Raw genomic sequence first — 25,490 nt, 5'->3', positions numbered from 1 at the left:
TTACTTTTTGCTCAGCACGCTTGTCGTTGCGCTATGCGCACAGATGGGTCTGGTCGTGTGGACGCTGGTCCGGTTTACACAGATCGAGCACTGGTCGCCGGGCATCCAATTCTTCGGAAATGAAATGATACAGACGAAGGGACTGACGAAAAGCGCGGTGAACAACCTGCAAGAGGGCACGTGGTTCCATCTCGTTCGCATACGCGAGGACGGCGGTATTAACGTCACGCAAGTAGACGCGGACAGCCCTGCGGACAGAGCCGGATTGCGACCGGGTGATCTGGTGATCTCCATCAATGGAACGGATCTCAGAACACGTCCCGAAGCCTATTTTCAGACGCGTTTGCGGAGCAGGCCCGGTGACCAATTCAATCTCGCCTGGCTTCGCGACGGCAATATGCAAAACGGTATCCTCACGCTTGAGGCCACAGAACAGGTACGGTACGCCGTCGAGGTAAATCAGCAGGAACTCGTGCTAGGTGTTGGCGCGATGACGTGGTTCCAACGGGGCTCGTATCTGATCTTTCCGATGGTTTTGCTGGTCTTCGGTTCATGGATCGGATTCAGACGCCCAGGCAATAAAATCGCTTTTCAATGCGCGTTGCTTTTCCTCGCAACAGCGCTCTCCGTATCGCCCGCGTTCCATCCCATGATCGCTGGTTGGCCCGCTTGGATATTATCACTCAGTGTTTTCGTCATTACCCTGGCTTACTTTCTTGAGTTCGTGCTTCTGTTTAGCATCCTGACCGTATTTCCTATCGAAACCGAACTCGGATCATGGATGCGAAAACGGGCGGGGTGGATCCTGATACCACTATTCGTCTGGATCGTCATTCGTATTATTTACGTTCTAAGTCTGACCAATGGATGGAATACTGATGCGATACAAACCATCATCTTTCTGGTTGAATCTGTTCCGGTCTCTGCGTTACCCGTTCTTGTTGTTTTCATAGCGGCCTGCCTGCTTCTCGCCCAACGTTCCGTCGCGCGTCGACAGCTGTACACGCGCCTTCAGTTCATCAACGTCGGTTTCGTGTCAGCCTTTGTTTTAGCACCGGTCTGGACCATGACTCAACCAGGCACATTCATGGCCACATGGGTAATGGCACCGCTGCAAGGTGCCTTATTGCCATTGCTCGTCTGGTTGCTCGACCATGTTGTCCTCGTCGGGTTGAAGTGTATTCTGCCCCTTTCCTTTGCATATTCAGTGCTGGCTCACCGGGTATTCGGCCTCAGGTTTGTTATTGGAAAAAGCCTTCGGAAATTCATATCCAACCAGGGCGTGAATATCCTGCTGAGTCTTGGATTGCTCCTGATTATCTATGAAACGATCACTTTCGCGGCTACTGGTGTAGAAGCCTCCGACCTGTTGATTATGGTTGTTACCGCGGGACTCATCCTGATACTCGTCGGTGGCTGGACCCTTGCTAAACCAGCAGTCATCCGGTTTATCGACAGACACCTGTTTCGTGATGAAATAGAGAACCGTCAGCGACTCTTCAGGCTCAGACGTGAGTTAACGCATTTTCAGGATCGAAACGCCCTTCTTACCGGTAGCGGAAGTGAACTGCTTGAGGTGCTGGACATCTCGTATGTAGCCATCTACCTCAGCGATGGACCTCGGAAGTCGATATCGGTTGCCTGGTACGACGTAAACGAAAAGTCCATCAGCAAGCCGAAGAATAACGAAGCCTTCTTCAATGATTCAGTTGTCAAAATCGAAGCGTTGTTGAATCTGATGTCTCCGGAACGACCATTGGTTGAATCTGAAGACCCGTATCTCCAAAATCGGGTTTCAGATCTTGGTTACGAACTCATCATCTTGCTACGGGGTGAATTGCATGCTCAAGGTTGTATCGCATTCGGAGCCAAAGTTTCGGAAGAGCCCTTTACCGGCGAAGAAAAAGAACAGTTACTGGTGCTGGCTGCTGAAATGGAGATGGTGCTGAAGAATATAAAAGCAACCACATCGCTGAGCATGCAGACACAACGCCTCAAGAGACTTTCCAACCGACTCATCGACATTCAGGAATCAGAAAGACGTCGGCTGGCACGGGATCTCCACGATGATACAGGACAGGCGCTTACGGCGCTGAAAATGAGCCTGGAAATAACCCGGAACGAGTTGTCCGGAGATGCCGATCATACTGCAGATCGACTGAATGACGCTGTGTCACTGGCCGACGATACGCTGGAGAAACTACGTGCGATCTCCCATAACCTTCGTCCTCCGACACTGGATACCGTCGGGCTGAATTCAGCACTGGAAGGACTATGCAAGGGTTTCACGCAACGAACTCAAATACCGGTCTCATACGTTGGCATGGATACTACAAAGATCTCCAATCCAATCGATATCTGCCTGTATCGTATACTGCAGGAAGGGCTGACAAACTGTGCCAAACACGGACAAGCCTCTCATGTGGAAGTCAGCTTGAAACGCAATGGCGAGGTTGTACAACTATCTATACAGGATAACGGCCGGGGCTTTGATCTTGCAGATACACTTGCTGATCAGAATGAAACAGGAATCGGTCTGATAGACATGCAGGAACGCCTCGAATCGCTGAACGGTCGTATGAAGGTTCACTCGAAACCAGGCGCGGGAGCCCTTCTGGTCGCTACGATTCCTTTGGAGGAGAAATGATCAGGATCGTTGTTGCCGACGATCACCAAATGGTCCGTCAAAGCATCGTATCTCTCATCGAAAAGGCCGAGGATATGGAAGTTGTCGGCGAAGCGGCCGATGGGCACGAGGCACTGAACCTGGTACAACGAAAGAGTCCGGATGTGGCCATGTTGGATATCGCCATGCCTTTGCTGAACGGTATCGAGACCACGCGGCGGATACAGACGCTATCCGTCGATACACGTGTCGTCATACTATCCATGCATTCAGAAGAGGACGTGGTGCGCCAGGCACTCAGATACGGGGCCAGCGGATATCTCCTCAAGAACTCCGTCGTGGAGGAACTCCTGATCGCTGTCCGGTCCGTAAACAAGGGCGAAATCTATCTTTCTCCTTCGATTGCTCAAACGGTTCTGTCGAGATTCCTGCAGACGGAATCGACAAATGAGTCATCGGCCGTACTGGAGCTTTCATCCCGCGAACGGGAGATACTCCAGCTCATCGTCGAGGGACATACCAACCAGGCCGCTGCGGAGGTCCTGAGTATCAGCGAAAAGACCGTGGAAAAACACCGCGCGATCCTGATGAAAAAGCTGGAAGTACACAATCTGCCGGACCTCATAATCTTAGCGCTAAAGCACCGTCTTGCCTTCCTGGATGAATGATCGTTGTGTTTCCTCGCCTGGCAGCAATGCAGTCGGCCGCGGCCTTCCTCTCCCGCATTTTTAACCCCCGATACCGTCCGATGAATGCGGAAAATAGGGAAACACCCTACGGATAATGCTCTTTATCGGTGTTAAGTATTAAGCAGAAGCTGGATATCGTCATGAAACGACCTTAAGAGGGGATCACGAATATCAACTGTGTACGAGAACATCAAGCTGCCCCAGATTTACCTGGACACGTCCAAGCAGGAGCGCGTGGCCGTGGCGTGGGCAGTCATCGGGAATCTCAGGCTGATCCTGGCCGACCAAGACCACCGGATCATCCGCCTCTTCGACGGGCGCATCGTGAAGGAAGCCGCATGAACGGGGACGCGTAACTCGTGCGCATTGACCTGAACGGAGGTCATAACCATGTTCAACAACTATCTGACCATCGGTATCAGGCTTCTGCTAAGGTACAAAGGTTATTCGCTTATCAACGTACTGGGGCTTGCCATAGGAATAGCCGGATGTGTTTTGATCGTACTCTACGTGCATGACGAGCTCAGTTATGACCAGTACCATCAGAACAAAGATCGGATATACCGTCTGGCGGTTTCCGAAACCGCAGAAGGAAGACTCGATGTATGGGCGAAATCGCCACCGGCATGGGGTCCGGCATTGGCGCAGGAATATCCTGAAATCGAAGCGATTACGCGGATCAGGCCGCCCGCATCCCGTTGGTTGATTCGATACGGGGAAAAACGGTTTTATGAAGCAAATTTAGTGTTCGCAGATTCAACGGTCTTTGACATTTTCACCATGCCCCTTGTGCAGGGCAACGCCAATACCGCCCTGACCGAACCTCATTCCGTCGTACTGTCTGAATCCATGGCGCAAAAGTACTTCGGGGACGAAAACCCAATCGGAAAAGTAATCACCGGCGATGACAAATATGAGTTCAGCGTTACCGGAATCATGCGGGATTTACCGGATAACTCACATTTTCATTTCGATTTTCTGGCTTCCTACGCATCACTTGCGCCGAACCGGTTGTATGACGAACCGTCCACGATGCAGAACCATTACAGTTCCGTGTTTACCTATATACTACTTCGCAATGTCGCAGCGCCTGAAGACCTGGAGCGTAAACTGCCTGGATTCCTGGACCAACATCTCAGCGAGCGACTGGAAACGCTTGGCATTGCAATGACCCCTTTCTTTCAGCCTCTCACCGAAATACATCTTCATTCGGATCTTATCGGTGAGTTTGAATCAAACGGCAAGATCACGTATGTCTACATATTCTCCACATTGGCCGCCTTTGTGCTGCTGATAGCCTGTGTCAACTTCATGAACCTCTCCACCGCCCGTTCTGCCCGGAGGGCGCAGGAAATCGGCATTCGGAAGGTACTGGGCGTAAAGCGGAACCAGCTGATTTCACAGTTCATGGGTGAGTCGATCCTGTATTCCCTGATCGCATTGATTGTGGCATTGGGTCTGGTTCATCTTTTCCTGCCCCAGTTCAATCATTTATCGGGCAAGACGCTGGAGATCAATTACGATTCAACCTGGTTTGTGCCTACACTGATATCCATCGCCATTGCTACGGGGATTGTCGCCGGCGGGTATCCCTCTTTTGTACTTTCGTCCTTCAAGCCAGTTGCCGTGCTGACCGGTGCATTGAAAGCGGGAGCTTCCTATTCATCACTTCGGAAACTGCTTATTGTCTTCCAGTTTGTCGTCTCGATTGTCATGATCGTGGGGACAGTCGTTGTCCTTGATCAGTTGGAGTACATGCAGAATAAAAACCTGGGATTCGATGAAGAAAACGTGGTTGTGGTTCGTTTGCCCGATCCTGAAGCCTTACAACGATATCCGGCCTTTAAGAACGCAATCCTGCAATATCCTGAAGTTTTAAACGTGAGTTCAGCCTCCAGCGTACCAGGATATGAAGCGGACCTCAGTGTGATCCAACCTGAAGGATTCAAGGAGGATCAGAATGTATCGGTCCGAACGATATGGGCGGACTTTGATTACATCGAAACGCTGGGCATCGAGGTGAAATCAGGCCGTGCGTTCTCACGCGATCACCCTTCTGACGCTAACTCCATCCTGATCAATGAAGCGGCCGCAAGGGCCTTCGGTTGGGACGATCCAATTGGAAAGACGTTCAGATACCCAGGTCCGCGCGGTTTCAGTCCGCCTATCGAAGTCACCGGCATGATTGCCGATTTCCACGATCAGTCGTTGCACCAACCCATCGAGCCGCTGATGATCATGGCTTCACCTTGGTCACATTCGCATGTGGCTGTAAGGTTGGAAGGGAACGCCGAATCCCGTGGACTTGAAATCCTGAAGGATCAGTGGGGGCGGACATATCCGGAACATCCTTCCATGGATTTCTCGTTTCTTGATGAAAACCTCGACCAACTCTACCATGCCGAACAAAGACTGGGTTCCGTCTTTAGCGCCGGTGCAACGCTTTCCATACTCATCGCTTGCCTGGGACTCCTGGGTCTTTCTTCCTTTATGGCAGAACAGAGGACCAAGGAGATAGGCGTTCGCAAGGTCGTTGGCGCCTCGATAACGAGTATAGTCTTATTGATGTCGAAAGATCTTACGATGCTCATCCTCGTGGCGTTTGTTATAGGTACCCCGATAGGTTACTTCGGATTACAGGCCTGGCTTGAGGATTTTGCTTACCGCATCGAAATGGACGTATGGGTATTTGTCTTCTCGGGCTTCGTTACTTTGGTTATAGCCTGGCTCACAAACGGATACCAGGTAATCACGGCGGCTACAGCCAATCCGGTAGATGCGTTGCAATCCGAGTGAGTTCGAGCAGTTTACTTTTCGTTTTGAACTTGCGAGATGGGATGCGGTGACTGAATTGGCACGCGACGCGCTCTGGCCGGCCTTCTGGAATGAACGATACGCAAATCCGGCTACGATCGAACTGGTGATGAGTAATCCGTCGTCTTGACCTGTTAGTTGGCGATCCGGTCGGCCACAGACTACTAGTCTACCTCGCTAGTTTTCAATACCGTTCGATACCTTATAAAACGCCAGCCGTAGGTAAACACCCTATGGAAAACCATGTTGTTAGGAGTTAATATCGACAAACGACAGATTTAACAGCCACAGACATCATGACAGACCGGGGATTTCATATGATACGCGTATTAATCGCAGACGATCATCATCTGATACGTCAGGGACTTCGGGATCTGCTCTCGAAAGAATCCGATATTCAAATCGTCGCCGAGGCCACGGACGGCCAGGACGCAATGGAAACGATACGTCGAGTCCGAACGGACGTCATAGTGATGGACGTTGAGATGCCCGGTATCGGTGGTATCGAAGCGACGAGGAGGATACGCGCGTCGTTTTCAGATACCCAGGTTGTCATGCTGTCGATGCATTCAGATCCCGGTCTGATCCGCAAAGCGATGGACAACGGCGCCAAGGGCTACGTGCTCAAGAAATCGGCCAGTGAGGAATTGGTCAAAGCGATACGCACCGTTTGCAGGGGTATCACTTACCAATCGCGGGCCATGGATCATGCCGACTATTTGTATGCCGAATACCCACACGGCACACCACCTCAGCTGACTCCCCGTGAGCACGAAATCCTTCGACTGATTGCGTCGGGACAATCCAATCCCAAAATAGCCGAAACCATGCGAATCAGTATAAAAACCGTGCAAAACCACCGCATAAATCTGATGGCGAAACTCAACACGCACAGCCTTCCAGAACTGATTCGTACGGCGATCAAACTTGGTCTGATCGATTTGAAAGAGTAAATCCCGCCTGTTCGTCGTAACACTCACACTCTCCAATACCGACATAAACCTTTTTCGATTCCGGTGAAAAACCGAGCGAATTAGGGATACACCCTATGGAAATCCAATCCGGCTTTCCTTTCATTCATGGGTAGATCGTTCCGGGGAATACATTCACAGGACTTCGGAACTGAAAAGGGAAGACATGGTGTTCGGGGAATGCATGGCCCGGGTCAATCGAGGTACCCAGGAGCATTTCCCATAACCCGAGGACGAACCGAGGAGATTATGGAGGTGGGTTGATTAGGCTACGTGTCAGATCGGATGCTAAATGGTTGAAAGTAGGGTTACACCCCATAGATTTGGCGGTTCCCATTTCCTAATTTACAACTGTAGATGACTATCGGTCAGGCGTCGTTTTCTTCATTGCACAGTACAACCGGAAAGGCACAAAGAAAGGAGCACGGCAATGAAAACTTCAATCAGAAGCATCTTCACTCGTGTAATGTTCGTCGGTGCATTGACGATGGCCGGCGCAATGAGCATGCTGGCGTTGTCCACGGAGCCGGCAGGAGCCAATCAGGTGTACAATTGGGTTCATATTGCCAATAACGTGTACCACTGCCAGGCCTCCACATCCCATCACTGCACGCCTTTCAGCGCGCACTCATGGCCGTAAGCGTTGTCACGCCTGACCGATAGTGTAGTGGTGGTACCTAAGACTGGTACCAATTTACAAAACGAGCACTTTCCGGTTGTACTGTCAAAGACTACCTGGTGAGGAGGGAATTCAATCATGGCCAAGAGACTGAAAGAAACGATACGGATGCTGTCCTTTTCGCTTATGGCGGTATCCATGGGACCAATGGCATGCCAGAGTACTCATGGTTCAATGGAAGAAGCCCGCAATACATCGATTGCCCATCTCGTCGATTCTTATGGAGATAAACGGGCTTTTTCTGACGTGTACACAGAAATACGCCAGATCCCGCTTGCCAATGATTCGGGCTTCACGCTGAGCGCTTTGCCCTGGCTCAGCGCCATAAACGAACAGGGCGATTTCATTGTGCTGGATAACTTCGGCGTTCGACAAATCCTTGTTTTCGACTCCGAAGGAGGAAGCAAGGCGAAGATAGGAAGTCTTGGGACGAACGCGGACCAGTACCTCTATCCCGATAACCTTTACTATAGCGACCATACACGCAAGTACTACGTATATGATGGGGATCTTCTGCGAATCCAGGAATACAACGAAGACTTTCAATTTAACAGCAGTGTCGATCTCCCTCTTTACCTGGGTCAGATGATCGTGACAGCCGATGACCGCTTCTTTTGCTATTCGAGTGGCGTCGCGAGCAGGAAGGGTGCCGACAAGGTGGTCTACGAGTGTACCAGGTCGGGAGAGATTGGTAACAGTTTCGCCGATCAATACGAGAAGTTCAGTACCGCGGGAGAGTCCAGAGGGGGAGGAATTGTGCTGCTTGGCTCACACCTTTACGTAATCACCCCCTATGAGTACGAACTGCGGAAGTATGATCTTGGCGGAAAACTGATTCGAACGGTACGGGGCAGATCGTCGCACTACGTGCCGCCATCGACAGACTTTGATGAGCGCGAGGTCTCGAGCGATCTCCGCAAACGACAAGCGTACCACGCCACTTGGAGCCACATTAGACAGTTGTTGAAGATAGGAGACGAGATGATTGGAGTGGTCCTGGCCGAACCCAATGAGCGTCGGGTGTTTTTAGATCTCTACGACACCGATCTCAATTTCGTTACCGGCGACCTGCAATTACCCGAGCACATTGGTGGTGGTTCGCAGGGTATCGTTTCCAGGGGTGACCGACTCTATCTATTGCGTTCCGAAGAACCCGTCGTGTTGTCGCGGGACGTTAAGAATCTGCCTAATCCAACTGTAGTCGTCTACAAGCTCAAACTTTCAGATTAAGCAGATTTCAGACAACACCCCGAGGAGGTGTCAGCATGTCATCAAATATGTACGGTCTCGAAATACCTCGAAGATGGCTCTTAGTCGGAATTGTATCCTTGCTCGCATTGAATATCGTTCTGTTCCAAAGAGTTTCGGAGTTAACCGCCGAAAACGGAACGTGGAAAAACAAGGTAACCATGAGCATAGGCGAACAACTGACCATCCGTGAACATACGCTCGAAGGCGCCAGTCTAGGATCGGATCTGGCTCGATTGCAACGCGCTAACTCCAGGTTCAGAGACCTGTTTACAGATTCGGGCGATTATAAGCTTGTGTACCATTTTACGGGAACGAATTGCAACCGCTGCCTGGACATGGAACTTCGATTGTTCAATGAGTATCGTAGTCGCTTGAGGGAGAGAAACATAACCGCCATTATGGTCTTTTCTGATCTTCAGGAGGTCCATTTTCTCTCTCATCTGAAACAGTACCGGATTCACGACGTAGCCGTAATGGACGCCGAATCCCATCTGTTAAAGAGGTTCGATTACAATAGATACCCCTTGATCGTGTTCTTGGGGCGTGATGATCGAGTTCTACTGGCGAATTACTCGGATTATCAAGACGAGCAGGGAAGCATCGCATTCTATGAGAAGCTTGGCGTCTACATGAATACCATCGCGGCACAGAATTGATTGCACGACTGCGAAGCACAACGCGAAATGGAAAGGAATCACACCGTGAACACGAAAAACCATAATCCCTTGCCATCCTTCACAAGATGGTGTCCCGCTTCACGTTTCGCCATCGCGCTGTTTGTGGTATGCGGACTGTGCGGACCGCTGGCATGCGCGAGCCAGGAACGACCACTGACTTTCGAGGATGTCTTCCGGGAGGAATCGAGGATCGATCTCGATTCGAGCGATGACTACCTGCTCGGTCCCCTGCCAAAGATCGGCGCCGTTGCGTCCAATGGTGATTGCATTGTGCTGGACTTCGTTACCACTCGCGTCGACGTATTCGACGGGAAGGGACGCGGCAAGAAACATCTCGGCGCCCCGGGCGACGGCCCCGGCGAATACCGGTATCCCCTCGCATTGGCGGCCGCGCACGATGGAGATTTCTACCTGTACGACATGATGCTGTCGCGGGTGTCGATTTATGGGAGCGACTACGCTTTCAGGAACAGCTTCTCTCCTTCGGCACGACTGGAAGGTATCCACGTTACCGTCGAGGGACGGGTTTTTGGATACGTAAATACCAGCGGCGAACTTCACGTTGTGCACGAATTGAACAGTCAGGGCGGTACGCTCAAGGAATTTGCGCCTCAGTCCGAAAACTACAATGTCGCCGCCGCTTCCCGGGGTGGCGGTATCGTGTCGGTCGGTCGTTTCCTCTACGTCGCGACCCCGTACGAATACACCCTGTGGAAATACTCGCTCGATGGCGATCTCGTAAAAACCGCGCAGGGTCAATCTCCCTTCTACGCGCCGTTGCGGGAGCCACCCGACGCAATGGTTCTGGACGACATGCGAAAGCGGGATGAGTATATGCGTTCATGGAGCCAGTTCTATCAACTCCTTAAGATCGACGATCATTGGCTGGGCGCGGTATACGCCGACCCGCAAGGATCCCGCGTTTTCATGGATCTGTACGATACCGATCTGAACCAGATCGCGGGCAGCCTTCAACTGCCGGAATTCATGGGAGGCCCGGGCGCGCTCTTCACCCGGGAAGGTCTTCTGTACTTGTTAGTTGAACCCGCTGACGAGTCGTCCAATCCCACCGTAGTGACCTACGCGCTCAGAAAACCTCCTGACACATTGTAGAATCTAATCGGGTATGGATGAATCATGGCAATCGGAAATAGTCGTATAGTTCTTATCGGTCTCGTAACGCTGCGTTTAGTGGTAGGGGGGATATTTATCTGGGCAGGTCTGGCCAAGATGCCGGAATTTGAGCTCTTTGAGCAGGTAGTGCGGTCGTATGACTTCATTCCCGAACCGCTGGCAGTCCCTGCCGCCCTTGCGTTGCCCTGGATCGAAGTCTCAACCGGGTTATGTCTCGTGATCGGGTTATGGATCCGATACAGCGCGATGATCGTAGTGCTGCTGATGTTGTCCTTTATGGGCGCGATGGCCTGGGGGCTGTATCACGGGGCAGACGTGCCGTGTGGTTGTTTCGGATTTTACGATGACTTTAGAGACGTCTCCATTGTCGAAGCGCTGGTTCGGAATACGTTGATATTGGTAGCCGCTTCAGGTCTAGTCTTTGCGCGTCAAGTACCACTTCCAATGAAGGAGGCAATATAATGCGCAAATACATCGCGGCTGCGGTAATTATCGGTGCGACAGTTGTATTAGGCTATCCTGTAGAGTCCGCCGTTGTACCCGCCTGGAGCATTACCGTGGTCGATAAAGACGGATACCCGATGCAAGGCGTAGAAGTCCAGCAGTATTGGCGGCATTTCGCACTTGAAAAAACCTACAGCAGCCAAGCCAGGACAACCAATGACGACGGTGACGTGCATTTTCCTCGGCGTACGATCAAGGCCAGTTTGTTGGCCAGATTAATCCGTCCCGTTCAAATGGTGTTTTACTACAGTATGCATCGGGTCCAGTTCGAACCCGTCGCGCACGTGTATGCAAGAACGAGCGGCTTTGGGGGATATCTGACTTATTCTCCCGGTAAACCCTTACGTCGGAAGTTGTTCCTCGAGCATCGAATGATATTCTTGAGGGAATCCGATCATCCGGGGTAACTCATGAAGACGTTCATTCCCATCCTCATCGTTATCGTCCTCGCCGTTGTTGCGGCCGTCATTTACCTTCGGCCCGAAACGACCGCTTCTTCGGACGCGCCTGCCGGGGCTGTCCCGGCGGTAACCGAGATGCAACCCTTCCCAGTGGAAGCCGCGGTGGCAAGCCGGAGGACGCTGACGAGGACGATCGTTGCCTCGGGCCGTCTCCTGGCCGGACGACGGACCGACTTGAGCGCAGGGGTCGGCGGCAGAATCCAAAGCGTCCTAGTACGCGAGGGCGAGTTCGTCCAAAAAGGCCAACTCCTGGCGAAACTGGAAGAAGAACGGTTCCGCATCCAAGTGGATGAGACCCGTTCGGCACTCATGGACGCCCGGTACAAGTACGCGTTTTTCATCACCGACACCACCGCAGTCACAGTGCCCGATACGACCTGGACACGTATCAAGAGAACTGCCTGGCATGAGGCGCAGGCGGCCTTCGAGCGTGAAGAGATCGATCTTGCGGCGCTTCAGACCGCCCGTAGAGACTACGAAGCCGTGCAGTTGCTCTCTGGAGACCACAGGTTTGAACTCATCGCTCAGAACACTGGCCTGACCGGAGCGGAGATCGCCCACGCGCGCGCCGTGCTGAATCTGGAACAGACCGCCATTCTTGCTCCCTTTTCCGGCGTCATCGACGAACGGCTTGTCGAAGAAGGTCAACAGGTCGCTGCCGGAGAAACCTGCCTCACGCTCCTGGATGTGTCCCGTGTCCGCGTCAAAGCCGCCGTCTTGGAAAGCGACCTGGGCGCCGTCGAAATCGGCCGTGGCATACGGGTCCGGGTCGCCGCCTGGCCGGAGGAGTCCTTCGAAGGCAAAATCGCCCGCATGTACCCCGCGGTGGACGAGGAAAGCGGCACGGGCTTTGTTGAGGCCGACCTTCCCAACACCGACAGCCGGCTGAAACCGGGAATGTACGCCGAGATTCGGATTGAAGGTACGTTTTATGAAAACCGGCTGGTCGTTCCAGCTGGTGCCGTCGTCGTCCGCGATGAACGCCCCCTGGTCTTTCGTATACGGGATGGCAGGGCCCAGTGGACCTACGTCGCCCTCGGCCGCGAGGTGGATGGCTGGCAGGAAATCACAACCGGCCTCGCTGAAGGTGATACCGTTGCCGTTACCGGAAACGTCACGCTGGCTCACGACGTTCCGGTGCGCGTGAGCAGGATAGAATGACATGAATCTCTCCAGTCTCGCCGTTCAACGGCCCGTCGCAACATGCAGCCTGATGGGCGCCGCCGTGCTCGTCGGACTTATCGCCCTGAACCGTCTTCCTGTCAGTTTGATGCCGCCGCTTGAGATCCCCGCCGTCACCGTGTGGACGACCTGGACCAACGCGCCGCCGGGTCTGGTCGCCCGCGAAATCACCGAACCCATAGAATCCACGTTGCGGAACCTGCCCGGCGCACACCGAGTACGGTCCGTCTCCCGGGAGGGTGAATCCCTGGTAACCGTCGAGCTGACCTGGGGTGCCGATCTTAAGAACACGGTCCTGATCGTGCGCGAAAGGCTGGACGCGCAACGATTTCTCCTGCCCGAGGACAGCAACCGTCCCGTGATTCTGGACACCGATCCGGACAACGCGCCTATGATGGGCCTGGCACTCAGATCCGGGTCGCGGGAAGATGGACCGTCCCTGGCCACGTTGCAACGGGTGGGAGAGCGTATACTGCGACCCCGGCTGGAACAGACGCCGGGCGTCGCCCGTGCCAGGGTGATCGGCGGAGCGGGGCCGGAGGTACGGATCACGATAGACCCCGCACGTCTTTCCGCGTACGATCTGACGCTGGACGCCGTGCATGAGATGCTGGCGGCATACAATCAGGACAAGCCCGCCGGTCTTCTTAGACGCGGAAACTACCGCTACGCCCTGCGGATCGACGGAGCTTTCCAGTCTTTGGAGGAGATGCGCGAAGCCGTGCTGCTTCGCGAACCCGGATCCGCACAGATACGTTTGCGCGACGTGGCAAAAGTCGAGATGGGCGAACGCGAGCGGCTGGGAGCCGTTCTCTTCGACGGGATGCCCGCCATCGGCGTCCTGATTCAGAAAACCGCAGACGCGAATCTGCTGACGACCAGTGACGACGTTCGCCGGGCGATGGACGGGTTCAACGCCGAATACCCGGACATCTCGCTGACCGCGGCTTTCGATCAGGCCGACTTCGTTCGAAGGTCCATCCAGGGCGCGCTGACCGCATTGGCTGGCGGCGGCGTGCTGGCGTTCCTGGCCCTGCTTCTCTGGTTCCGTAACGTCCGTTACGCCATCCCCGTGGCAATCGCCATGCCGGTGGCCGTCATCGCTTCCTTCTTTGTTTTCGATACGCTGGGCGTGGGGCTGAACATCATGTCCATAGGCGGTCTGGCGCTCGGAGTCGGCATGCTGGTGGACAACGCAATCATCTCCGTCGAGAACATCGCGCGACACCGGGAAGCCGGCCTCGACACGAATTCGGCCGCGGGGCGCGGCGCTTCTGAGGTGGCGCTGCCCATGGCGGCTTCTACGCTCACCACTGTCTCGGTTTTCCTGCCGATGGCGTTGGCACCGGGCGTCGCGGGACAGCTGTTCCGGGATCAGGCGCTGGCCGTGACCGTGACGCTCCTGCTCGCGTGGGTCGTGGCACTGACCCTGCTCCCGACCCTCGTCGCCCGGTGGATGCGGCGCGACATGGCGCGCAAACCTGCACGTTCTTCCAGGTTCCATGATTTGTATCGTCGCGCCGTAGACGCGATCATCGATCATCCCATACGGGCTTCGGTCGTGTTGCTGGTCTTCATGGCAGTCGCGGTGCCCCTGGGCTGGACCCTTCCCCGGGCCTTTTTCCCGAAAGTCGATGAAGGATCGTTCTGGATGGACTTGTCGTTGCCGCAGGGTTCATCGTTGGAAGCCACCCAGGAATCCGCGCGCGAACTGTCCGAAATCGCCCGCACTCTCCCGGGGGTGCGCGGAACGCTGACCACGGTGGGCGCGGCTGTATCCTCCTTCGTGCCGGGAACGGCGCCGGGGACCGCGAAACTCGAACGAGCGCAGATACAGGTGTATCTCGACGAGACTGCGACAGATGCCCGAACGACCATGGCGGCCTTGAGGAAGCTGATTCCGGTACGCCTGGGAACCAAGGTAGAATTGAAACCGCCGGTCACCGCCATGTCGACGGCGCTGGTCGGAAACCAGCCCGATGTGTCCATCCGGGTGCTCACACGCAGGATCGACGGGCGCGACCATCAAAACCCGCCCAGAGACGGCGCGAACGTCCTGCGGTCATTGTTGACCGCGTCCGGTTTGCCGCTGGCTGACGTAGTCCTCCAAGGGACCGAAGGACGGCCGGGCTATCGCGTCGTAGTGGATGAACGTCGCGCGGCGCAACTCGGCGTGGAACCTGCGAAGATCGCCGACGCGTTGCGTACTTTCGTGGATGGAAGGACGGCTACCATGTTCAACCGAACCGATGAACGCATACCCATCGTGGTGCACGGGAGCCAGGAGGAACGGCCCGGCTTGCACGCCATTATGGACGAACAGATTGATACGGCGGTGGGACGGATTCCCATCCGTGCGCTGGCAACGGTCGAACCCGTCGAAGTCGCGGGTGAACTGTACCGCGTCGACCAGACGCCCGTGGCGATCGTAAACGCGGATATCTCCAGCGACGACCTGATCGGCGTATCCGATCGCATACAGGACCTGCTGGCGGACGCGGGATGGAGGTACGACCGGGCGGACGGCCTGGACATTGAGATCGGCGGCGCACAGGCAACGTTGCGAACCACTTACCGATCCATGCTGATCTCGCTGGCCTTCTCGATTCTGATTGTCCTCCTGATCCTGGCGGCTCAGTTCGAATCGCTACGCCTTCCGTGGATCATCATCGCCGTTGTTCCACTGGCACTGGCAGGCGCCGTCGTCGTCCTGAGCTTGTGGGGGGCGAGTGTCAACGTCATCACCTGGATCGGCGCTATCGTACTGGTGGGCATCGTGGTGAATGACGCCATTCTGAAAGTCGATTTCATCGTGCGCGCCGAAAGGGAGGGCCTGTCCCGCAGGGAGGCCATTCACGAGGCCGGCCGACGCCGCTTGCGTCCGATTCTGATGACGACCGTGACCACGGTCTGCGGCGTCGCTCCCTTGGCCGTAGGGTTCGGCGCGGGCGGGGAAATGGGTGCTCCGCTGGCACGTACCCTCATCGGTGGTCTGGTCATCGGCTCCGCGCTGACCCTTTTCGTCGTGCCCCTCGCGTACCGGCTGCTGGCGGGACCGGACCGCGCCAACGAGAACTGACCGCGTATAATTCGCGGAACGGCACTGACCGGGAAGCGATCCGTGTCGCGCCGCCGCGAATCGACGCGTCTTTCGGTTGATCGATCATGGACAAGCTCCTCTCCTCGGCCATCCATCGCCCCATCGCCGTCTGCGCGGCGGGTCTCGTCGTCCTGGCGCTGGGCGTCGGTTCCCTCGCGCAACTACCCCTGTCGCTGCAGCCCGTCACGGACTACCCAAGCCTCATCATCTCGGCGGAATGGCCAGGCGCCTCTTCCGAAGCCGTCGTCAAGCACGTGACGGCCCCTATCGAATCGGAGCTGGCCACCGTTCCCGGCATCCTCGAAGTCCGGTCCGTCACCAGGGAAGGGAATGCGCGCATTCAGGCGGGCTGCGACCCAGCCGCTTCCGTCGCCGCCACACGCACCCTCGTCATGGACCGACTCGCTGCCCTGCGTCCAGACCTGCCGCCCCGCGTTCGGCCACGTGTATCCGAGGCACTGCCCGAAATTTTCCGCGATCTGGACGGTTTCATGAGCTATCGCCTGTCCGGACCGGTGACTGATCATGCGCTGCGGCAACTGGCGCTGGAGGATATCCGTCCTTTGCTGCTGGCCGTCGAGGGCGTTTCGGACATCGAGGTCATCGGTGGCAGGGAAGAGGAACTGGACTTGCTGCTCGACGCAGGCCGCATGGATAATGCAGGCCTGTCTCCGACGGATCTTCACAGGGCCATGCGCCTCGGTGTCGAATCTCACGCCGCCGGGGCCCTCCGTCGACAGGGCGCCACAGTACCGTTGTTGACAACGCCTCTGGCGGTTGGGATGCACAATCTCACCCTACTGCCCGTTTCCGCGAACCATGATCGCGTACTGCGCCTCGGCGATCTCGCCGAGATAAGGTGGACCCTCTCGACTCCACACGGCGTGGCCCGCGTCAACGGGCTGCCTGCGATCACCATAGAGATCGCCAGGCAACCCGGCACCAACATGCTCGACGTGGCGGACCGCGTGAAGAAGCAAATGGAGGACCTGAGCGATCTGTTCCCGCCGGGTGTCGTCCTGACGCTAATCGTCGACCGCAGCGACGACGTGCGTCTGGCGTTGCAGGACCTCGCACTGCGTGTGTCCGTCGCCCTGATCGCCATCGTCGTGCTGCTTTTACTTTTTTTACGTCAATTTCGAACGGTCGTCATACTCCTCTCCACCATCGCCCTTTCTGCATTAGGTGCGATGATCTGCTTCAATGCACTCGGGCTGGGCCTCGATCTACTGACCATTTCGGGTCTTGCCCTGGCTTTCGGCATACTCGTGGACAACGCGGTGGTCGTGTATGAGAACATCCGACGACGACGCGAGGAAGGCGAGGACCGGGACCGTGCGACGGTGCGTGGCACGACGGAAATGCTGATTCCCGTCGCAGCGACGACGCTGACCACCGTCGTAGCGCTCGTCCCCATCATATATCTATCCGACGAATTGAGGCAACACATCGGCCCTTTCGCCCTCGGTCTCGGCCTGACGCTCCTGGCTTCCGTGGTCGTCGCCGGCATCTGGGTGCCCGTGCTGGGACGCCTGCTCGACCGCGGCGCCGCTCCGCTGGCCGAAGCGCGGAAACTGACGCGCATCGGCCGGCGTTACGAAGGCGTCGTCACCTTTATGATCCGGTGGCGATGGCCGATCGTGGCCGTGACGCTAACCGGTTTCGGTCTCAGCGTGTATCTCTTCGTTACGGACGTGTGGAAAGGACCGTCGTTCTCCTGGAGCGGTACCTATACCTATATCGATGTCTCCATATACGGCCCACCGGGGATGGAAACCGCCACCGTGGATTCAGTGGCGGCGGCATTCGAACGATACGCACTGGCTGCAGGTGGCAACGGCGTCCAGGTAACCACGACGATACAGGAATCGCAGGCCAGAGTGCACACCCTCTTCATGGACGAGATTGCCCGTTCTCGGTTGCCTTACGCCATGCAAGCGGATATGGAGAACATGGCCACCCGGTTCGGAGGACTGGATATCGCCGTCTTCGGTTACGGCCAGGGGTTTTCGACGGGGGGAGGAGGGGCCGTCTCCATCAACTACCGGCTTCGCGGGTACAATTTCGACGACCTGCGGAACCATGCCGAGCGCCTAGCACGGAGGCTGGAAAGACACCGTCGCGTTCGTAACGTCGAAATCACCCATTCGCCCCGAGGAGGGTTCACTAGCGGCGGACCCCATTACGAGCTACAATTGAAACCGTCGCAACAGAACCTGGCGCGTGCCGGCATGGGACTGGACGACCTGAGCGCGGCGTTGTTCCCGTACACCGACCGCCACCAGCCGGATGGTGAAATACTGATAGAGGGTCGTCGCGTGCCCTATCGAACAACAATCGCCAGTAAGGACCATAACACCGGCTTCGATCGTATCCCGCTGGACGGAGATGATCGCCGAATAAACGCCGGGGACGCCGGAGTACTGTCTTTCAAGCGCGTTTCGACGGACATTCTTCGCAGCGAGCAACTGTATGAGCGGTGGATATCCTATGAGTTCGTCGGAACCATCCGCATGGCCGACAGTTACCGCCGATCATTCCTCGCGTCGGTCGACCTACCGCCAGGCTACCGCATCGACGTGCCAAACTGGTCCGATTTCGATCAGGCTGAACGCGGTGAAATGAACTTCGCCCTCGGCCTGGCCGTCGCGCTTGTGTTGCTGATTACCTCGGCCCTGTTCGAATCGTTCCGCCGGGCGTTGGTCGTTCTGCTGACGGTTCCCATGGGGCTGACCGGCATCTTCCTGGTTTTCTGGTTTTTCGATCTAAGTTTCGACCGCGGCGCCTATCTCGGCACCGTCTTTATGATCGGCATCGTAGTCAACAACGCGATACTGCTCGTGGACCGCATGGCTCGTCTTCAGCGAGCCGGCAAGGCCATCGACAAAGCGATAACAGCCGCCTGCCGACAGCGTCTTCGTCCCATCCTGATCACGTCCCTGACGACGCTCGTGGGGCTCACGCCGCTGCTCATTGCCGGGCATCCCTCCACGCGGGATCTCTGGACCAGCCTATCCTACACGGGCTTGAGTGGGCTCACTGTCTCAACGATGCTGGTCCTATTCGTCACGCCCGCCCTCTATCGTCTGATCGCGCCTGGGGACCCCCCTCGGCGGTAATCACCGCACCGAATTTTCCTCATCGCTGAGTAGGGCTCCTTCGATTTATCGGCGACACATACGATCTGTTGGACAGACGAGTATACCCCGATGAGATCGAAGGGCAGTTCGAGGCGGGCACGACCATCATCAAGGTGACCCACGGCCAGGCGCTGGCCGACCATGTCCACCGGATCATCCGCCTAATCGACGGACGCATCATGGAGGAAGCCGCGGCGTAGAAGGAAGCCGCGACGTAGGTCCAAATAGAAAAGGCGCCCGAAATGAATCGAGCGCCTTCTCAGCATCCCCCGGCAGCGTCCTACTCTCCCACAAGGTCACCCAAGCAGTACCATCGGCGCAAGAGGGCTTAACTACTCTGTTCTGATGGCGAAACGAAACACGCATAGCCTTCCCGACCTTATCCGCATGACATTCAGCCTTAACTTGATCGAGGTGAACAACTAGGTCAGACTCCCCGACTGAGACTTGTCTGCCACTTCCTCTGGCATCGGTTCTCAACTGCGTGATGGAATATTCGAGCAAATTAATGTTTCAACGGTGGATTTTCGGTATGACCTGCGTTAGCTTAATATGAGAGTGACACGCTCGTACCTTACAAAAGGGAATTATAACCAATTTTAACCAAAATCGCATTATTTTTGTTGACTTTTGCCACGAAATCGGGTAAGTTGTAGGTATAACAAACAACACGAAAGGATACCCGAAATGGCAAGCAAGACCCTCCCGACAGACGGCACGATGAGCACCTGGGGATTCTTCGAACGCTTCCCCAACGAAGACGCAGCCAGGGCGTACATGGAGACACAGCGATGGGACGGCACGCCGCGTTGCCCGCATTGCGATAGCGTCCGAATCTCCCGCCCGAAGAACGAGAAGCCGCAGCCGTTCCGTTGCAAGGACTGCCGGAAGTTTTTCAGTGTCAAAACCGGTACGGTGTTTCATTCGGCCAACCTGTCCCTGCAGAAGTGCCTGTACGCCATCTACCTCATGGCCGTAGCCAAGAAGTCGATATCCAGTTGCCAGATGGCTCGCGAACTGGGAATCGCTCAAAAGAGCGCCTGGTACCTGGAGCAGCGTATCCGCGAAACCTGGAATCAGAACGACGCCGATCAAATGCCCTTCATCGGTGAAGTGGAAATCGACGAAGCATACTTCGGCGGTCTCGAAAAGAACAAGCACGCCAACAAGAAGCAGCGCAACGGACGCGGCCCGGCTGGCAAGCAGCCCGTAGTCGGATTGAAGGAACGGGCAACCGGACGGATCAAGGCCATGCCGGTGGACGAAGTAGACAAGTTGACGCTGCATACCATCATCGAAGCCAGGGTCGAACCGGATTCGACCATCTACACCGACGGCCACAAGGGTTACACGGGGCTGCGAGACTACAAGCACCGCACCGTTGACCACAGCGTCGGGGAGTACGTCAACGACATGGTGCACGTCAACGGCGTGGAATCGTTCTGGGCCTTGCTCAAGCGGGCGTACATCGGGACGTTTCATCATTTCAGCGTTAAGCACCTGCGGCGTTACGTTGACGAGTTTGCAACCCGCCAGTCTCGGCGGGACTTCACCACGATGGAGCATATCGCCGCCGCCATCAAGAACGCAGAAGGGAAACTCGGTTATGCCAAACTCACCGCTTCCTGATTCGTTCGACAGGGCAGCCCGTAAGACCATAAGGGCCAGACACAGGCGCAAGGGGATTTATGATGGAGAGGGGTACCGATTCTACCCTCAATCGTCCCTCAAAATGCAGCATTGCGCCGATCAGTCGATTGCCTTGACCGTCACATCTCCACCGTACTGGAACGCCATCGACTACGACATCCATGCCGGACAGGGCAAGGAAGCATGGCACAGGGAGCGCGGATATCAGGCGTTCGGCGAGACGTTCAAAGAGTACCTGGGCAACATCGGCAAGGTCTTTAAGAACGTCCTGCGGGTTACGATGGACGGCGGGTTCTGTGCCATCGTGGTGGGCACGATACTCCACGAGGGCAAGCACCACCCTATTCCCATGCTCATCACGGAACGAATACTCAAGATGGGCTGGGAGTTTCATCAGGACATCATTTGGAACAAGGTAACCGGAGGCGTCAAACGGGCTGGCAGTTTCATCCAGCACCCCCAGGCCGGATACTACTACCCGAACATCATGACCGAGTACATCCTGCTGTTTCGCAAGGCCGGCCCCGTCCGGCGCGGGATGAAGCAGGCCCTCGACATCGACGAGCTCTTCAAGCGGGACATTGCCAATAATATCTGGCACATTGCCCCCGTACCGCCCAAGACCATTGACCACCCTTGCCCGTACCCCGAAGAACTGGTACGCCGCCTTGTGGTGCTCTATTCGGAAGAGGGCGACGAAATACTCGACCCGTTCCTGGGAAGCGGACAGACCGCCCTGGTTGCGCTCCGCGAAGGACGCCGTTGCGTAGGATACGACGTTGAAGAAAAGTACCTCGAATTGTCTCAAGCGCGTATCCACCACCCCCCCCCGCAACGCTCGCATAACCTGCTGCCGCGTTTCGACCGGATCGCGGCAGGATGACCCAATTCCGGCAGGAACAACGGGCCTTCCAGCGTCTCAAGAGCGATTGCAGCGTCCAGGCCCAGCAGGAGTACGAACTGGCCATATCGACGCTGCTTGAGCGGTACAACACGACGATCTTCGAGAACCGCTTTATCGTGGGCGGAGCGGTCGAAGTATTCACCTACGCCCTGTTGCGCTCCGTGGGAATCGACTGCACGCTGTACGGGGACCAAGCACGGTCCGGGGACATCCTGCTTCCCAACGACCGCAAACTGTCCGTCAAAAGCACGTTTACGGGCGGACTGACGGACATTCGGCTGCTCAACAAGCAGGGAGGCGGAGACCGTGAATGGGACGCGGCCACCCTTTTCGTGCTGTCTGAAGTCGGGATCGTATTCGGTGCGCCCGATATGGTGTCCGGCGAATGGATCAAGGACGTAAGCGACGCCGTGATCCTGAGACGCCAGGCCGTCGCTATGCTGGCCGAGGATCCCGCCAACGTCATCCCGATGGAGATCACCAAGAAACCACCCACCGAGATGACGGGGTTCAGCCACAAGGCGAGCACGGCCGTAGCCAGACAAATTATCTTCGAGGGCGGTCTTCAAACGCTGCTCTCCGCAATTGACAACGGTTAAAATTGGTTATAATTCCCTTACAAAAGGTAGGTATTGGAATGAATACCCGACACTTCCTGCTGATCGCGCTGATCATCCATCCGTTGTATATGCTTTCCCAGACCCTGTCTCTCAGAGAGGTTTCTGCGAGCGAACCATACGACCAGGGTAAAGTTGACGCGGGAAAGATCCTCTATCAGCAGGGCCGATACGACGAAGCGCTGACCACGTTCCAACAAGCAGTAAGCGAGGAGAAGACGTCGGCCGAGGCGCGTTACTGGCTGGGCATGGCGTGGTTCGCCGTGGGCGACAATGACGAAGCGTTGAAGGCATTCAGAAGGACCGTGCAACTGGACAGGAACTGGCTGTCGGGCCACATCGGCATGGGTATGGTGTACGCACGACTGCCTAAAAGGCGGCTCGATGCCCGAATCGCCTATCGAAGGGCCCTGGAGATCGATCCGGGGAATGTGGACGCGCAATACCGCATGGGCATGACCTACATGGACCAGGAGCGCTCGGGCCGGTTGATCGGCAGCGCCAGGGACGGCAGGAAACACTTCCTGAAGGCCGTTGAGCTCAACCCCACGCACCCGGATGCGTACTTCCAGCTCGGCCGGTGTTATGACAGTCCCGACGAACCTGAGACCGAAAAGGCGCTCAGCGCCTATATGCAGCAATACCGTGTCTATCCTGAACACAGCGAGGCGCTGCTAAGTTTCGCCAATGTGAGTCACCGCACCGAACGCTACGACCTGGGGGTTGTTGAACTCAAGGCAACCGTCGACGCTTGGGGAGACGATACGCCGGACCGTATCCGGACCATGCTCTCCCAGTACGAAGTGCTGGCGCTCGGATCGGATCAGCAATTCGATCGTCTTCAGGAGGCGCTGGAGTCCTACATCTCGCAGTTGGACGCCGACGAACAGGCGGTATACAGGGATCTGAGCCATGTCGCTCCGCCAGATGAACTCGCGACCTGGGAAGCGGCGACCGAACCGGAACGGGACGCGCTCTGGCTGGCCTTCTGGAACGAACGGGATTCGAATCCGGCCACGATCGAAAACGAGCGCTTGGTGGAGCACTATCGCCGCATCATGTATGCCCGCATCCACTTCTCGGAGAAGAAGTTTCCCTATGATCGGCGTGGTGAAATCCACGTTCGATACGGTGAGCCCGACGACCGGCGTCGCTTCATGGTCAGGGCGAACGAGAATCAGTATGAGTCGTTTCTTACGTCCGACAACCCGGCCGTGGACGCAATACGGGAGAAGAACCTTCAGTTCGGATACCAATTGCAGGTAAACCGCGGCGAGGTGTCGAAGATATTTGATACAGACAAGAAGATGCGAAGCGGTTTTGGGGCGCCCACGATGGATGATGATATAAATGTCAAAGGCAAGTCTATGGCACAGCTCATGTATGAACAGGCCGCTAAGCAGAGAAGAAAAATGGGGTCTTCGTACATGGCGGAAAGCTGGGTGTATGTGCCTTACAAACTGGAATTGTTCTTCGTCGACCAGATGGGGGGAGGCCGGTACGATTATCCCCTGGAAACTCTTGCAGTCGACGAGAGCGGCGATCAGACCATTCAGCCCAACGAAATCGGTCGCCAAGATGCGGTGCATCCCCGTCGTCAGGCCGCCGCACTGATCGCCCGAAGCCCCGAGGTCTATGCACATGACTTCGGCGGGGAGCCCCTCGAATACGCCTTTGACGCGGTCTCATTCCGAGGCGAAGAGGGATCGACCGAAGTGGATCTGGCCTACAGTATACCGGTCTGGCAGTTTGGAGACATCGGCGACGAAAAGGGCGATCGTACCTGGCTCGACAACCAGGTTACCCTGCGCGATTCGGTACAGACACCCGCCTATTCGCGCAAGTTCCGGTTCGGTCCCATAGCCCGGCCCGAACGGCAGGCGGCTAACCAGGAGTTCCAGGGCGCCGCCTTCACGCTGGCTGCGAATATGTCAGCGCCTCCAGGCACATTCATGGCCGCCGTGGAAATGCGAGACGACGTCACGCAACGCATAGGTGTATACAAGAAGCCGGTTTCCTTGTCTGACTACCGCGGCAGCGACCTGCTCATCAGCGATCTCAAGCTCTCAACGGAAATCACGCCAGCGCCAGGTCCTGGCCCCTTTGTGCGCAAGGGATTGAACGTCGTCCCGAATCCTGGTCGCCTCTACGCTCGGGGACACCTGGTTTACGTGTACTACGAGGTATACAACCTGGTCATGGACGAATCCGGCCGGACGTCGTACGAGAACCTCTACGAGATCACGCCCATGGGCATGCCTGCGCTGCGGAACCGGTCCGCCCGGCCACCCGGCGACATGCAGACGGTTATGACAGTCTTCGACAGGCATGGGACTTCAGCTGAAGAGGGGGAATACACCGCCCTGGATACCGCGAATCTCGAGGCCGGGGAGTACGTGCTCACCGTGACGCTAACCGACCGCCATACAAACAGTTCCGTCTCCAAGTCGGTCAACTTCATGGTGGTGGAGCCATAGCTTACATCGCCATGGCGAGCCACTTCACAGCCATGGCGGGCCACTTCAACACCCCCAAAATAGAAAAGGCGCCCGAAATGAATCGAGCGCCTTCTCAGCATCCCCCGGCAGCGTCCTACTCTCCCACAAGGTCACCCAAGCAGTACCATCGGCGCAAGAGGGCTTAACTACTCTGTTCGGAATGGGAAGAGGTGTTTCCCCTCCGCTATCGCCACCGGAAGAAATGGGTTGCAATTACAAGGAATGAGGAAACGACGTCGTAGCATGAAGCATTGGTCAAGCCGCACGGCTATTAGTACCAGTCGGCTGAATGGCTCGTTACCTCGCCACTTACACCTCTGGCCTATCGACCTTGTAATCTTCAAGGGGCCTTCAGAAGCTTACGCTTGGGACATCTCGTCTTGAGGTGGGCTTCCCGCTTAGATGCTTTCAGCGGTTATCCCGTCCGAACATAGCTACCCAGCGATGCGGCTGGCGCCACAACTGGTGAACCAGCGGTTCGTCCATTCCGGTCTTCTCATACTAGGAACAGATCCTCTCAAATGTCCTACGCCCGCGACGGATAGGGACCGAACTGTCTCACGACGTTCTAAACCCAGCTCGCGTACCGCTTT

The 25,490-nt window shown here is 56.1% G+C and carries 18 protein-coding genes and 3 rRNA genes; 18 read left to right on the top strand and 3 right to left on the bottom strand.

Annotated features, from left to right (window positions below; all coding sequences use genetic code 11):
• Positions 1 to 43: 43 nt before the first annotated feature.
• The 14 genes from OXH56_00490 to OXH56_00425 all read left to right on the top strand — a co-directional run bounded on the left by OXH56_00490 (position 44) and on the right by OXH56_00425 (position 19,428).
• Positions 44 to 2,647 (top strand): histidine kinase, encoded by a 2,604-nt coding sequence (locus OXH56_00490; protein MCY3553772.1) that lies wholly within the window; start codon positions 44 to 46, stop codon positions 2,645 to 2,647.
• The gene (locus OXH56_00485; protein MCY3553771.1) at positions 2,644 to 3,294 is read left to right on the top strand and encodes a response regulator transcription factor; all 651 of its coding nucleotides are present in this window, start codon (positions 2,644 to 2,646) and stop codon (positions 3,292 to 3,294) included. The genes OXH56_00490 and OXH56_00485 overlap by 4 nt, the downstream gene beginning before the upstream one ends.
• Before the next feature lie 198 nt (positions 3,295 to 3,492).
• Complete coding sequence (locus tag OXH56_00480; GenBank protein ID MCY3553770.1) at positions 3,493 to 3,657, top strand: hypothetical protein; 165 nt, start codon at positions 3,493 to 3,495, stop codon at positions 3,655 to 3,657.
• A gap of 48 nt (positions 3,658 to 3,705) precedes the next feature.
• The gene (locus OXH56_00475) at positions 3,706 to 6,111 is read left to right on the top strand and encodes an ABC transporter permease (GenBank protein MCY3553769.1); all 2,406 of its coding nucleotides are present in this window, start codon (positions 3,706 to 3,708) and stop codon (positions 6,109 to 6,111) included.
• A 335-nt stretch (positions 6,112 to 6,446) separates the two neighbouring features.
• Entirely contained in the window at positions 6,447 to 7,082 is a 636-nt protein-coding gene (locus tag OXH56_00470; GenBank protein MCY3553768.1) for a response regulator transcription factor, read from the top strand.
• A 775-nt stretch (positions 7,083 to 7,857) separates the two neighbouring features.
• A complete protein-coding gene (locus OXH56_00465; protein MCY3553767.1) occupies positions 7,858 to 9,009 on the top strand; it encodes a 6-bladed beta-propeller in 1,152 nt (383 codons plus the stop codon).
• Positions 9,010 to 9,044: 35 nt separating this feature from the next.
• On the top strand, positions 9,045 to 9,686 hold the full coding sequence (locus tag OXH56_00460; protein ID MCY3553766.1) for a hypothetical protein: 642 nt from the start codon (positions 9,045 to 9,047) through the stop codon (positions 9,684 to 9,686).
• Between the two features lie 45 nt (positions 9,687 to 9,731).
• The gene (locus OXH56_00455; GenBank protein ID MCY3553765.1) at positions 9,732 to 10,820 is read left to right on the top strand and encodes a 6-bladed beta-propeller; all 1,089 of its coding nucleotides are present in this window, start codon (positions 9,732 to 9,734) and stop codon (positions 10,818 to 10,820) included.
• A gap of 24 nt (positions 10,821 to 10,844) precedes the next feature.
• Positions 10,845 to 11,303 carry a DoxX family membrane protein gene (locus tag OXH56_00450; GenBank protein ID MCY3553764.1) on the top strand — a complete coding sequence of 153 codons (459 nt, stop codon included), beginning with the start codon at positions 10,845 to 10,847 and terminating at the stop codon, positions 11,301 to 11,303.
• Positions 11,303 to 11,752, top strand: a complete 450-nt coding sequence (locus tag OXH56_00445; GenBank protein ID MCY3553763.1) for a hypothetical protein — start codon at positions 11,303 to 11,305, stop codon at positions 11,750 to 11,752. Before OXH56_00450 ends, OXH56_00445 begins: the two co-directional genes overlap by 1 nt.
• A gap of 3 nt (positions 11,753 to 11,755) precedes the next feature.
• Complete coding sequence (locus OXH56_00440) at positions 11,756 to 12,967, top strand: efflux RND transporter periplasmic adaptor subunit (GenBank protein MCY3553762.1); 1,212 nt, start codon at positions 11,756 to 11,758, stop codon at positions 12,965 to 12,967.
• A 1-nt stretch (position 12,968) separates the two neighbouring features.
• On the top strand, positions 12,969 to 16,067 hold the full coding sequence (locus OXH56_00435) for an efflux RND transporter permease subunit (GenBank protein ID MCY3553761.1): 3,099 nt from the start codon (positions 12,969 to 12,971) through the stop codon (positions 16,065 to 16,067).
• Between the two features lie 86 nt (positions 16,068 to 16,153).
• On the top strand, positions 16,154 to 19,207 hold the full coding sequence (locus OXH56_00430) for an efflux RND transporter permease subunit (GenBank protein MCY3553760.1): 3,054 nt from the start codon (positions 16,154 to 16,156) through the stop codon (positions 19,205 to 19,207).
• 68 nt (positions 19,208 to 19,275) lie between these two features.
• The gene (locus OXH56_00425; protein MCY3553759.1) at positions 19,276 to 19,428 is read left to right on the top strand and encodes a hypothetical protein; all 153 of its coding nucleotides are present in this window, start codon (positions 19,276 to 19,278) and stop codon (positions 19,426 to 19,428) included.
• A 67-nt stretch (positions 19,429 to 19,495) separates the two neighbouring features.
• Here OXH56_00425 and rrf (OXH56_00420) read toward each other — a convergent pair.
• Positions 19,496 to 19,619 (bottom strand): 5S ribosomal RNA (rrf, locus tag OXH56_00420).
• A gap of 296 nt (positions 19,620 to 19,915) precedes the next feature.
• Between rrf (OXH56_00420) and OXH56_00415 the strand changes: the two genes are divergently transcribed.
• The 4 genes from OXH56_00415 to OXH56_00400 all read left to right on the top strand — a co-directional run bounded on the left by OXH56_00415 (position 19,916) and on the right by OXH56_00400 (position 24,876).
• The gene (locus OXH56_00415; GenBank protein ID MCY3553758.1) at positions 19,916 to 20,857 is read left to right on the top strand and encodes an IS1595 family transposase; all 942 of its coding nucleotides are present in this window, start codon (positions 19,916 to 19,918) and stop codon (positions 20,855 to 20,857) included.
• A gap of 133 nt (positions 20,858 to 20,990) precedes the next feature.
• A complete protein-coding gene (locus tag OXH56_00410) occupies positions 20,991 to 21,761 on the top strand; it encodes a site-specific DNA-methyltransferase (GenBank protein MCY3553757.1) in 771 nt (256 codons plus the stop codon).
• Positions 21,758 to 22,381 (top strand): hypothetical protein, encoded by a 624-nt coding sequence (locus tag OXH56_00405; protein ID MCY3553756.1) that lies wholly within the window; start codon positions 21,758 to 21,760, stop codon positions 22,379 to 22,381. The genes OXH56_00410 and OXH56_00405 overlap by 4 nt, the downstream gene beginning before the upstream one ends.
• Before the next feature lie 38 nt (positions 22,382 to 22,419).
• On the top strand, positions 22,420 to 24,876 hold the full coding sequence (locus OXH56_00400) for a tetratricopeptide repeat protein (protein ID MCY3553755.1): 2,457 nt from the start codon (positions 22,420 to 22,422) through the stop codon (positions 24,874 to 24,876).
• A gap of 102 nt (positions 24,877 to 24,978) precedes the next feature.
• Here the strand turns inward: OXH56_00400 and rrf (OXH56_00395) are convergent.
• Together rrf (OXH56_00395) and OXH56_00390 are read right to left on the bottom strand one after the other, a co-directional pair.
• A 5S ribosomal RNA gene (gene rrf, locus OXH56_00395) occupies positions 24,979 to 25,095 on the bottom strand.
• A 53-nt stretch (positions 25,096 to 25,148) separates the two neighbouring features.
• Positions 25,149 to 25,490, bottom strand: a 23S ribosomal RNA gene (locus OXH56_00390); the annotation flags it as partial.

It is taken from the genome of Gemmatimonadota bacterium, from assembly GCA_026702745.1.
In the GTDB taxonomy this organism is placed as follows: Bacteria; JAAXHH01; JAAXHH01; order JAAXHH01; family JAAXHH01; genus JAAXHH01.
The sequence above is the reverse complement of the archived record's forward strand: the minus strand, read 5'-3'. Positions and strand labels throughout refer to the sequence as shown.